Origin of the sequence: Methanoculleus sp. UBA303 (genome assembly GCA_002501655.1) — an archaeon.
GTDB lineage: Archaea > Halobacteriota > Methanomicrobia > Methanomicrobiales > Methanoculleaceae > Methanoculleus.
Window position 1 is genome coordinate 16,801 of the sequence record DANY01000033.1, and the last position, 13,205, is coordinate 30,005.

Annotated in this window: 6 protein-coding genes; 3 read left to right on the plus strand and 3 right to left on the minus strand. The window is 54.9% G+C overall.

All coding sequences use genetic code 11. The features are described from left to right. Nucleotides 1-309: 309 nt before the first annotated feature. The 3 genes from BP846_RS07905 (at nucleotide 310) to BP846_RS07915 (ending at nucleotide 8,956) form a co-directional block, all read left to right on the plus strand. Nucleotides 310-3,735, plus strand: a complete 3,426-nt coding sequence (locus tag BP846_RS07905; RefSeq protein WP_292394168.1) for a CARDB domain-containing protein — start codon at nucleotides 310-312, stop codon at nucleotides 3,733-3,735. 114 nt (nucleotides 3,736-3,849) lie between these two features. Then, nucleotides 3,850-6,999 carry a PKD domain-containing protein gene (locus BP846_RS07910; RefSeq protein WP_394339964.1) on the plus strand — a complete coding sequence of 1,050 codons (3,150 nt, stop codon included), beginning with the start codon at nucleotides 3,850-3,852 and terminating at the stop codon, nucleotides 6,997-6,999. A gap of 460 nt (nucleotides 7,000-7,459) precedes the next feature. Beyond that, nucleotides 7,460-8,956, plus strand: coding sequence for a PKD domain-containing protein (locus BP846_RS07915; RefSeq protein WP_292394169.1), 1,497 nt, complete (start codon nucleotides 7,460-7,462; stop codon nucleotides 8,954-8,956). Between the two features lie 188 nt (nucleotides 8,957-9,144). On the opposite strand, the gene BP846_RS07920 is transcribed toward BP846_RS07915, so the two are convergent. From BP846_RS07920 to rpl12p, 3 genes are all read right to left on the minus strand, one after another. Continuing rightward, a complete protein-coding gene (locus tag BP846_RS07920) occupies nucleotides 9,145-12,060 on the minus strand; it encodes a HEAT repeat domain-containing protein (protein ID WP_292394170.1) in 2,916 nt (971 codons plus the stop codon). 69 nt (nucleotides 12,061-12,129) lie between these two features. After that, nucleotides 12,130-12,498, minus strand: coding sequence for a response regulator (locus BP846_RS07925; protein ID WP_292394171.1), 369 nt, complete (start codon nucleotides 12,496-12,498; stop codon nucleotides 12,130-12,132). A gap of 380 nt (nucleotides 12,499-12,878) precedes the next feature. Beyond that, nucleotides 12,879-13,193 (minus strand): 50S ribosomal protein P1, encoded by a 315-nt coding sequence (gene rpl12p / locus BP846_RS07930; protein ID WP_292394172.1) that lies wholly within the window; start codon nucleotides 13,191-13,193, stop codon nucleotides 12,879-12,881. Between the last annotated feature and the right edge of the window lie 12 nt (nucleotides 13,194-13,205).

The window sequence follows — 13,205 nt, forward strand, 5'->3', positions numbered from 1 at the left end:
TTCGTGAGAGCGATTTTGATGAAACGGATTTGTCGCTCCGGCGGTTAAAGAGAAATGTTTTTCCCCGCCGGGAGATCTGTATCTTACATAGCCTGATAACCGATCTGGCACCTTGAGTAACCGGCTTACCCAAAGCGAGAAGCGTTCACCAACCACCGCCGATCCTCTAGCATAAGAATCAGCAATTTTCAGCTAATTACAGGCAGGGAAACCAAATCCCTCAAAAAAGAGTCGGCAGTTGATCTCGCGATGGTTCATGTGTGCGGGTATATGTCAACATCGATTAGTGGCAATTTGAGAGGTAAAATAATGATGCTGAAGAGAGCAGAGTCTGGAAAAAGGGTTGCGCGCAGGAACGGATTCTATACTGGAATTTTAACTTTTATCGTGGTTGTGTGTTTTGCTGCAATGGCCATACCCTATGCGGTCGCATCTGTCGGGGCGACCAGCATTGAAGGTATATCGCAGAATGAGAGTATTGTCTCAGGCAATATGACCACGATAAGTATATCTAATAGTGAACAGGGATCAAATTGCTTTTCTGCCGAACCCCCTGAAGAGCTAACGCTGACCCAGTCACCGATGGAAGAAACAATTCCATCACCTACGGAAGAAGTCATCATACCTAACTCAACAGCAAACCAGACATCGACATCAGAGATTACAGTCACGCCTACGCCGTCCACTTTGAACAATTCCCCTGCACTTGAGATACAATCATTAGAGTGTGTAGATGTTCCACTGGAATATCCGATATACCGATCCTCGGAAAATGGACCAAAGTTAACAACGGGCAATGCTGAGTTCGTTACTGATAGCAGTGCAATTTTAACCGGAACCTTAAGTAATTCTGATCCAGATATATTGTATCAGATCCGGTTCAGGTATCAGATCAGCGGAAATGATGGAAAGTTCTTCTCTCAACCAATAAGCGTCAAAGGAAATAGTAAGTTTAGCATACCAATCACTGATTTAAGACCCGGAACAACGTATATCTTCAGAGCGATCGGGGGCATCTCCGATCCATACATCAACGATGCCCCTAACCCCTCGAGGAGTTTCAAAACCGCAGGGACAGAACTTCCCGGAACTATATCATCAATAAGTGCAAGTATCGACAAAGATTTGATCGATTATCTTGATGAATTGTTGCCGGACGATGGCAATTGTGAATATTACAATTCAGCATGGGAGATATCACCCGCACAGTATAAACTTATGATTCTTGCCGGCATCTGGTCTGAAGGAGGAAAATGCGGGTATTCTGCTCATAGTAATTGCGTTCCAGATGATGCTTGCACGCATAGTGCTATCTCTAACTTTGTTTTTTCGACGGGAATTGGTCCCGCTCAGGTTGATCGTGGCCAGGAACATATTTTAGATGTAGGATGGGATAATTGGAGTACTATCGAGAAATTGGACTGGACAAAATCTTTAGTTTCATCATTGAGGGTTTTAAAATACCATCTGGATACTTGTCAAAAGAAAGGTAAATTAAATTGTATTGAGGATATGAGGGCATGTATAAAAACCACATGGTTTGGGTATAAGATCGAAGAAGAAGGTGGTTTATGGGCTTCTGATTGGTCTGCCGTTACAGGCACTACCTGGGATACTGTAAAAAACGGTAATAAATCCTGTGCCACACTACTGGGGAACTCGGATATCACTTTAGAAGATATAAAGGGCAATGTAAAGGGTGAATGGGAGGATTATCATACTGTTGTCAGAAAGATAGGTAAATTGCGCTGGAAAGTTATGACAGACGCTGATATCAATGGCTACTTTGATACATACCAGATCTTGGCAGGACGCCTCTATGGCGAGCAGAATACATATTACTATATGAATACTGGATCTGATGTTAAAGGAACAGAGATCTGGGCATATTATAATCCCGAGGATTCAGTTCATAACTTAAAAAGCGTTTTTGTAAGAGACTATAATGCAGCCAAGTTATATCCTCTAAATGCATTTCCCGTAACTCGATCTGGGAGCACTATCTCAAAGGGTGTTATTGAAAATATGCCTGAAGTAGGGATCTTCACATGTACTCCCTCAAACCCAAAGGTAGGAGAACGAATTATTTTCAATTACAAAGTTTCAGCCCCTGAGGGTGTCTCAAGTGTTGAACTCTGGAGAATAAACGATGCCAGTAAACATGATGATTGCAATATTGCAGATGATAGATGGGAACTGATCCGATCCGTACAATCTATCACCGAAATCGGAACAATTGAAGTTATCTCCCCAGTAACTGGCACCCACTGGTATGGCCTGCATGTCGTCGATGACACTGGTGCTTGGGCGTGCGAAAAAACTCCTATCAGACTAACAATACTCGAGGATTCTCACATCCCCGAGGTGATCTCACCTGATGCAGGTACACAATATGACTCCGATTCGGTCTGCGTCATGATTAACCTGAAAGACATCGATATTGCCGATAAATACGAAGTAGTCCTCTCGGATGGTGAAACTCGGAAGTCTAAAGAATACTCATCGTTACCGGTAACAATCACGGATTCGGAGATCTGGGGAAGTGACCTCCCTGACGGAGAGTACACCGTAAAATATCGTTATCACTTCGATGAAAATGAACAATATGGATACTCAGAGGGATACTCAGACTTCAGCACATCAGTGAGTTTTACTGTCGGTGAGGTTGAGGATAAAAAGATATTTTTCGATTCGGCACAACCATATACTTCCGTTTCAATTAAACTAAAAGAGAGGACTGGTACTGCCGCACTACCAGCGTCAGACAGTTGCGTTGAAAGTCTACAGAACAGTGAATCTCCCGGAGTGTACATTTACAGAGGTACGACCCCGCTTAACATCTCGATATCCGATCTATCACAATCTCTCCCTTCAGACATTGTCTCCTCCGAGACAGATTCAGAGGACTATGCGCTCGGTGACAGAGTGGAGATAAAATTCTCCAAATATGGGTATGCAACAGAATTCGTGAACATCACACTTGGAGAAACAGAAAATTATACTGTCGATCTTGCTTCCGCCATGCCCGAGTCCGGCCTCACCGATCTCATTGCAAAGAGAATCTTCACCACTACCGAAATCCGCCGCGGGGAAGAGACATCCTTTTACGTTGAAGTCATTAATGACGGTGATGTCGCTGCAGGACCTTTCAATGTAGGACTCTGGTTCTTTAACGGTACATTGAATTTTCTTGGCAAAAATGAAGTATCGTTAATCCCTGCAAAAGAATCTCTTGTTGTAAGTGGGTGGTCCGTGGTGTGGCCAAACGATAATGGATCATATCCGGTGATTGCGTGGGTGGATTGTGATGATGCCGTCGTTAACGAAACTGATAAAATAAATAACCTCTTTCCAGGGATCGGGAGGGCAACCAAAGTAAATGAGACAACTAAACTTCGTCCACCAACACTCCTCTCTCCAGCGAATGGGTCTACCATCGATGACGACACGCCTACCTTCACCTGGTCTCCCGTTGAGGGTGCAGATTATTATTGCCTCAACTACAGTGGTCTTGATTACCCTTACCTATCTACAATTAAAGAATTGAATGGCGCCTCATATGCTCACCACTGGTTAGATCGATTTATCCGGGATGGAACATTTCAGTGGAATGTAACATCTTACAATATAACAACCGGATGCAGCGAAGTTAGTCCCGACTCCTATTTTACATTAAAAATCGACAGAACAAAACTGCGTGGCCCTAAGGCAATCGAGATCGGCAGTGACGGATAGGCATACGTTCTTGATGAAGGCAATTTCCAGGTGCAGGTTTTTGCAACAAATGGAACACCCATACGTAAGTGGGGCAGATATGGTAGTGGTGCCGGCGAATTTGGGGGAGATACTATGAACGGGCCTTGGGGGATGGCTGTAAGCCCCGATGGCAAAGTATATGTGGCCGATACGTTTAACTCCAGAATCCAGGTATTCTCGTCGGATGGAACGTATATCAGTCAATTGGATAGCACTGTCACCTCACTATGGAAACCAACTGATGTTGCCATTGACAGTGAAGGAAATATATTTGTTGCCATTAGCGCAGGTTCATTTAACTATGTGGTTGTATTTGACTCAAATCATAATTTTATAAGGAAATGGCCAACTGAGCACAAATGCCCCTTAAAAACAATTTTTGTTGATTCGCACGATATCGTCTATGTCAATGGCTATAATAAAATATTAAAATACACTTTGGAAGGAGAACTGATTGGAGAAATCGGACCGATCAATTACGACCCACGCGGTATTTATGTGGACAGCGATGGAACTATTTACGTTGCTTGTGAAGAGGACTTTAAAATTCTGTCCCCATCAGGCTCGATAACTGCAGGAATTGGTTTGAATGTCGACAACTATGGATGGCCTCGTGATATCGTCGTTGGACCTCATTCTGTGATATACTGTGCATCGGGTTTTATTCATTGGGATTCCAGAAATTACATCACTAAACACTATTCAAACAACAGACTTATTGGCAAGTTTGATGGCACGCCACCCCCAGACACAACTAACTTCGCCGCCAACGTCACTACCGGCCCAACTCCACTCACAGTGCAGTTTATCGACGTCTCCACCGGGAACTTAACGGCATGGTTGTGGGACTTTAGTGACGGTGCAACCTCGACCAAGCAGAATCCTATCCATACCTATACAGCAGTGGGAACCTACAATGTCAGCCTTACCGTGAGCAACAGCGGCGGGAGTGATACCGAAACAAAGTCCAGATACGTCACCGTCCTCGACGCCATGCCCGTCAGTCTCGGTGATGCCGCGGTAGCGAAGGGACAGGTCACGCAGGCACTGCTGACCATCCGCAACGCATCGGCCATCTGTGCGGTATGCCTCGACCTGACCTACGATCCCGCCATCGTGACGGTGGATTCCATGAGTTTTGCGTCGCCCTGGGTGGGTGCTTCAAGTATCAACAACGCAAATGGCAAGACACGCATAGCGTGTACCACGTGCAACGGCCAGAGCGGTGATGTACCCATCTGCACCATAGCACTCAGAGCAACTGGAAAACCCGGCGATATCAGCCCGCTGAACATCACTGTAGATTCGCTCGCAAACGCAGATGGCAAAGACCTCACATCTGCCACCCTGCCGATCCCCGGTGTGTTCCAGGTACTGTATCCCAACGCCCCCGATCCCGTCCGATACTGCGACGCCGGCGACCTCTACAAGGGCATTCTGAGCGGGAACACGCTTTACTTCGGCGAAGAGGGTCTGAACCTCACCCGGTTGGGCAGCGTGCAGCGGCTGATCCACTACAGCAACTTCTCGGCCGGCACTATGGACGCAACCATCGACGTGCCCGACTGCTGCTCCTTCGACCTGGTGACTAGGGGGGATCTGATCCCCGGGCGCTACTACGCCTGGGGAGGTGGCGGCATTCTCAGCGGCAGACCCTGGGTTGAGATCCGAGAGCTGTGCATCGGGCTGGATGTTCTCCTGGGCGGCACAAGCACCTCCGTCGACGGCATCTCCCTCACCCGCAACGCCGTTCTCGACTTTGCGCTGGAAAACAACCTTGAAGGTCTCCACGCAACCCCGGCGGCCATCTTTATGGACATCGAGGTCACGACACCCGGCGGCGGGAAACTGACGCAGTTCCGCGGTGTGGATCTGAGGGACATTCCCCTCAACGCCTCAACGATATACGCCCGCGGGATCTCCCTGAACGATACCGATCTTGGATTCTATACCGCAAGGGCTGTCTGGCCGTCGACGAGCGACTTTGCCGGAAAGGGATACGACTCGAACACAGTATCGTTTGAGATTATCAGGAGTACAACCCCTCCCGTTGCCGACTTCATGGCGAACGTCACCATCGGCACCATTCCGCTCGCCGTCGCGTTCACCGATACCTCCACCGGCAACGTGACTTCATGGGCCTGGGACTTCGGCGACGGGAACACCTCCACCGACCGGAACCCCATCCACACCTACACAGCGGCAGGCACCTACACCGTCAGCCTGAACGCAAGCAACGCCGGTGGCAGCAGCACTGAGACTAAGACTGGTTACATTACGGTAATGGTTCCTCCACCGGTCGCGAACTTCACCGCGAACGTCAACGCTGGCGTCGCCCCGCTCACCATCCGGTTCACTGACACCACTACGGAGAATCCGTCGTCCTGGTTGTGGGACTTCGGCGATGGAAACACCTCAACTGACCAAAACCCGATCCACACCTACAGGGCACCGGGCACCTATACCGTCAGCCTGAACGCAAGCAATGCCGGTAGCAGTAGCACTGAGACTAAGACCGATTACATCACGGTAATCATTCCTCCGCCGGTCGCCGCGTTCACCACAAGTGTCACCGAGGGCAACGCGCCTCTGACCATTCGATTCACCGATACCTCAACCGGTGAGATCACCGCCTGGCTCTGGTCTTTCGGCGACGGCGCCACAGCAACAACCCGGAACTCCACCCACACCTACAGTGAGGCCGGCACCTACACAGTTCGCCTCACCATAACCGGCCCGGGTGGAAACGATGTCGCAGAGCGGATCATCACTGTCACACCTCCCGCAACAGGTGCCGCGTTCACCGCCAACGTCACCGCCGGGGTAGCCCCGCTCACCGTCCGGTTCACTGACACCTCGTCGAACAGTCCGACCACCTGGCTCTGGACCTTCGGCGACAGCGCAACCTCGACGGAGCAGCACCCGGTGCATACCTACACCCTCCCCGGCAACCACACTGTCACGCTCTCGGTAGACGGCGGCGCAGAGGCCTGCACGAAACCCGGTTACATCAAAGTCACCCCGATCCTCTTCGGCGACGCCACCGAGGACGGCGAGGTCAACCAGGCCGACACCCTCCTCGTGCTCCAGCAGGTCGTGGGGCTCCGTGAGAAGCATGTCGCCGGCACCGATGAGTTCCAGAAGACCGACGTCAACCAGAACGGAGCCATCGACGTCGGCGACGCCCTCTTCATCGCCCAGTACAACGTCGGACTCCGGGACGTCTGGTTCGGGGTGCTCTGACGGCACCGCGGGACCGGACAGAGACGTACTTTTTTGGATGGCCACCCCTCGTGTCCTGTAAACTTCAGGAAACATCCCAGCAAGAGAGTTCCCTCGTAGAGACTACAGTAGCAAAAGAGAGGTGAAATACCGGCACCAGCCAGCCGATCGGTACATGAAAGAAAAAGAGGTTTATCGAAGAGGACACCGAAGACCCCATGCCGGCCAATGCGACGGCAATTTAAGGGATTTTCATTAAACAGATCAGATTAACACGGAACGGAATGATAACTGCTATATTCAGATGTCACGAACCCCGGTCTCACCAATCAGGGGAAGAATTATGAGACAGCGACAGAGAGATACGCATCACAGTCCCGCCCAATGGATTGCTGTGGTGGCAATTCTGCTGCTGACTGCAGTCAGCACGATACCAGCGGCTGGATCGGTATCACAGCAAGTAATGCCGTCAAACAAAGACATGCCGTTGCGCATCTCAAACGATGAGGGGGTAAGGTTCAACGACTACGGCAACAGCACCTATCATTTCTCCAGTCCGACCCAGGGCCCCACGCAGGGCAGGAACACCCTCCACATTACGACCGACGCCTCCGCGGGCACGGTTACATCCAGGGCATGGGACTTCGAGGACGGCAACACCTCCACCGAGCAGAACCCGGTCCATACTTACACTGCCCCCGGTACCTACACCGTCAACCTCAGCGCTGGCAATGGTGGCGGGAGCGGTTCCAGGGTCAGGACGGACTACATCACCGTCACCGAGCCTGTCGTCATCCCCGGATACAACAACATCTTTGTGAAAGTTGCAAACGACGCCGGCGCGAAGTACAACGCTTTTGGTAACAACACCTACAACATCAGGTTTGAAGGCATCAACCGCGGCCTCAACGCCCTCCACATCTCCACCGACCCAGTCCAGAACTTTGGGCAGGTGACGGTCTCCGAGGACCAGAGCAGCACCTTCTATGCGACCGATTCCGGCGGCAAGGGCTACGAGGACGAGATCATCGTCATGGTCGCCGTCAACGGCACGATCCCAAACGACTTCAGGCTCCACATCACAGCAGACGGCTACACCTGGACGCCGAACCCCCTGCGGAACCGGGCACCCTCCCTCGACAATGTGACCTACCAGTCAGCCTCGCTCAACGAGACCTTCACGAAAGAAGACTTCATCTACGGCCCGCAGATCTGGAAGCCGACCGGGAACGAGGTGGATTACCCCCTCTACGCAGGCCAGGACATGAGTGACGCAGAGAACACCTTCCATCTCATGTTTGTCGACCTCAACACTGGCGTCCTCCGGCCGAATGAGGCCCTTATAAACCGCGGTGCGGTCCGGATCAACTACACCTTCGAGAACCTGAAGTCGTTTGCCGCCTTCAGCGTCTACGGATACTGCAGGAACTCTAACAACGGCGATGACATGATCGCCTGGACAAACGCCCTCACCTCAGATAAGGCAATGAGCGGCTACTCAGTCATCGGGGAGACGGTGTTGCCTGTTGGGGCATTCACGGCCGAACCCCAGAGTGGTACCGCACCGCTCGCGGTCACCTTCACCGACACCTCGACCGGCTGCCCAACCGCGTGGCTCTGGGACTTCGGCGACGGCGGCACCTCAACAGAGCAGCACCCGGTCCACACCTACACAACCCCCGGCAACTACACCGTCACGTTCTCGGTGGACGGCGACATCTCAGTTGTCACAAAACCCGACTACATCTGGGTCACGCCAGTCCTCCTCGGGGACGCAAACGAGGACGGCGAGGTCAACCAGGCTGACACCCTCCTCGTGCTCCAGGAGGTCGTGGGGATCCGGGAGAAGCCTGTTGCTGGCACCGACCGGTTCCGGAGGACCGACGTCAATCAGAACGGGGCGATCGAGGTCGGCGACGCCCTCTTCATCGCCCAGTACAACGTCGGGCTCCGGGACATCTGGTTCGGGGTGCTCTGACAGCCCTGTCAACCGGGTTGAAGACCACCCCTTTTTCCCCGGGCGGGGGCGATAAAATGGTCGAGAAGAAGCAGCCCTATCGTCGAGGTCTACTCCAATCCTACCCTAACCACGGTTAAAAATATCAATCCAGAGCCGCCTATCGTGGGATACCGGGCAAAATATGGCGACCTTCGCCGGCGGACGCCTCACCGAGCCCCGGGAGGAGAGGAGGCCGGTCCCTCCCCGCCTCTCCTCGGCTCCTTCTCCTCGATGAGGCTTGCCGCCTTCATCGCGGCATAGACCCCCTTGACCTGGAGATCCCCGCCCCTCCTCATCGCCACCCTGATCAGCCGGACCGTCTCGCCATCCCCCATCATCTCAAGAGACGCCACCGCCCCGTCCTGGATCTCCCGGTCCGTATCGAAGAGAGCATCGATCAACGTGCTCTCTGCCTGCTTTCCAAGCGCAACAACCTCATCCCACCTCCTGCCGGCGATCAGCACCGTTGCATACTCATCCGGCAGACCCGGTCTCCATCCCATCGCCTCAAGCGCGAGAACTGCCTCCCGCCGGACAGAGAAACTGCCTGCCCGGAGGAGTGGGACGAGGCAGGACACGGCTTCCTCATCCCCCGATATCGATTTCAGGGCGTCCAGGGTGTTTTTACGGACGGCCGGATCCCCGTCTTTCAGGAGCAGCGGTATACGCAACCCCCAGTAGCCGGCCAATTTTAGCAACGATGACAGCGCAGCCGACTTCACCCCGGGATGTGCATCGTTGAGGGCAACGAGCAGGGCGCGCACCGCACCGTCGTCCTCAAAATCGCCGAGGACCGTGACGGCAAGCGTGCGGCTGCCGGGGTCCGGGCTCTTCGCCAGCTCGGTTAGCGGGAGGACCGCACCCCCCGGTTTCAGGACCGAGAGCGCTTCAGCAGCCCGCCGCTTCACCTCAAACACCGGATCCTCAAGCGCAACAACCAGAGACCCGAAGGCCTTGTGGTCACCCAGCAGACCGAGAGAGAGAGCCGCGCGCCCGCGGATCTCTGCATCCGGATCGCACAGCGCGTTCATCAGCGGTCGAACTCCCCGGAGATCCCCCAGGTTCCCCAGCGCCTCGGCAGCCTTGAGCCGGGCCGGCATATCCACATGCGGGTTGTTGAGCACCCCGATAAAAAACTGCAGGCCCGGAACGTCCTCATGCACCGCGACACCCGTCTTCCCGCCACCGGACGCCTCCCGGTCCTCCTGCGGGGTTCGCTCTTCCGGATTCACGGTGCCCGGAGGGGCTGCCCCCACCCTGCCCTGCAGACCATCGGGCAGCAGTGCCGGTTTAGCGCTCTTCTGCGCTCTCGCAGGGTCAGCCAGGAGACCCAGGCGCTGGATCTCCTCCCAGTCCTCCTTTGCAATAAGGTAGGCTAATTGTTCAGGGGGACACGATGGTTTCCAGCCGATTCTCTCAAGTGCCCTTGCGGCCGCCTTCCTCACCCCGGTATCCGGGTCCTCGAAGAGTCTGAAGAGCGGCTGAACCGCAGCGACTACCTTGCGCCTGCCAACCTGCCGGGCCGCCTCCCGCCGTATCCCGGCATCCAGATCTTCGAGGGCCCGGATGAGGAGGAGGTCGACTTTTCGGCCGGAATACGGACTGACTGCCCGCACCGTCTCAAGCCGGACGAGGGGATCGGGGTTCTGTAAGAACGGGAGCAGGGCAGGGAGCACCCGTGCATCCCGGATCCAGCCCATGGCTCGTATGGCGCTGAGGCGGACACCGGAACTCACATCGCCGGATGCTGCGATGATGGCGGCAACGGCCCGCCCTGACCCTATCCTCCCCAGCGCAGCAACGGACTCACGGCGGAGGTCCGGGTTACCGGTTGTGCATGCCCGGATGAGGGGATCCACCGCTTCTTCATCATGGATCTCGCCGAGTGCGACCGCGGCAGAAGACGAAACGCGCTCATCCGTATCCGCCAGGGCCGCAATGAGCGGTTCGACAGCCCGCCGATCACGGCTATCGCCCAGGATCGAGGCTGCCCGCCACCTGATATCGGGATCCGGGTTTCCAAGCAACCTGATCATGGCATCGGTCGCCGGGCTGCCGATGGCCCCAAGCGCCTTTGCGATACTCGTCCTCTCCGCGCCGCATCGCTCCTGCAGCTCCCGGGCGAGAGGATCGACGCCGCGCCTCCTGAGCCGCACAAGGCCAATCCAGTCATCTTTTGCGCTCCGAAACAGGATCTCATGGTAAATGCTCCGGGGTTCCCATGCAAGGCGATCAAGTGCCCCTGCCGCGACCTTCCGGGTGCTTAAATGTGGGCTCTCGAGCCCGTGAACAAGGGCCTCTTTCGATTCGGGATTCCCAATCTCCGCAAGCGCGGCGGCCGCCTCATAGGTGACGCACTCTTCCGGGTCATCAAGGGCTCTGTGGAGGTGCCGGACAGCGTTCCAGCTTCTCGTTTTACCGAGGATCCTTGCGGCGTGCATCCGGACATCAAAATACCCGTCGTCCAGCGCCCAGATCAGAACATCCGCCAGCGCTCTGCTGTAACGTGACGCTTCCTTCCAGTCTCTTCGCGCAAATGCGAAAGCACCCCGTTCCCGGTCATCGGACGGTTTCCACTCGCACTTCTCCAGGGACTCGGCTGCCTTCGACCGGATACCCGGGTGCCGGTCCAGCAGCATCTCTCGCAGTGCGGCAGCAGCATCCCCGCCCCCGATGGCCCCGAGCGCCCAGATTGTCGCGATCTTCATGTCGTAGTCGGGATCCGCCAGCAAGGGAATGATATGCGCCGTCGCACGCGGATCCCGGATCTTCCCGAGCGCCCAGACCGCCTGGAGCCGCATGGTCCCGTCAGGGTCGTTGAGGAACGGGATGAGCGCTTCCGTCGCCCGGGCATCCCCGATAGAACCGAGCGCCTCCACGGCTTTCCACCGGACGTCCGGATCGGTATCGGCCAGCGCCCGTATGAGAGGATCGACCGCACGCGGGTCGCGCAACTCCCCAAGTCCCCCCGCCGCCATCCACCGTGTGTCCTTATCCTCGCTCCTCGCCGCCGCTATCAGGCCTCCGAGATCCCGCTTTGAAACGAGCCTGCCGATATCGGCGGCGATGAGGCGGAAGGGCATTATAATCCGCTCCCGGCAAAGAACCCCGCCGGTAGATGCCCGTAATCCTTCCCGATTGACGTCATATCGTCACGTCCCAAGATAGTCTTTGAGGATCTCTCTCAATAGCGTGGGTTCGACGGGTTTGGTGATGACCTCGACAATCTCATCCTTGTAGGGGGCAAGTTCTTCCTCGGTCAGCCTCCATGCCGAGCAGACCACCACCGGGATCGCCAGTGCTCCGGGAATCTTTCTCCGTTCGTCCAGGAACTGTGCACCGTCCATCGGCGACATCATGAGGTCCAGGAGTATCAACGAAGGGGGATCTTTTGAGATTATCCTGAGTCCCTCCCGGGGGTCATTTAACGGGAGAGGAGAGTACCCGAACGATTTTATAAGCAGCTCGGTGATTCGAAGGACTTTATCGTTGTCGTCAATTAGCATTACTTTCTTTGCCATACCCGGTACCATCTCTCTGATCCCCGCCGGGGTGAGCGACTGCGGTCCTGCAGGAGATCTGGTTTTGGATAGTTGGTAATCTGGAGGGGGTGTTTTTATATCTACCCATACGCGACGGACGAGCATGCCTGCTTTGAGAGGGCGCTCAACGAAACTACAGGCAACTGGATGTGTGCCTGCCAGGGGAACTGCAGAACATCTTTCTGGCAGGCACAATACGTGACCGTGCCGTGTCGCTCCCGCCCAGCCCCTTAGGGGCTCATGCATATCCCCGGGTTCCCTCTCACAAGAGATTTCAGAAGAATCACAACGCGGAAGCCGCGGAGTACCGGGAATTACCAGACCGGCCAGCCCATCGACCAGTGAAAGAAAAAAAAGGTTTACCCGAAGAGGGCGCCGAGACCGGCCATGCCGCTCTCTTCTTCCTCTTCCTTCTTGGCCTCTTCCTCGGCCTCTTCCTCGGCCGCGGGTGCAGCGGCTGCAGGGGCGGCGGCTGCGGGTGCAGCGGCGACCTGGGCGACGGCGGCCTTGCTGATGGCCTCCTCGATGTTCACGTCCTCGAGTGCGGCGATGAGCGCCTTCACGCGGACGTCCTCGACGGCAACGTCAGCCGCCTTCAGGACAGCGGTCACATTCTCTTCAGTTACATCCTTGCCTGCGTTGTGCAGGAGCAGTGCAGCGTAGATATACTCCATAATGTACTCACC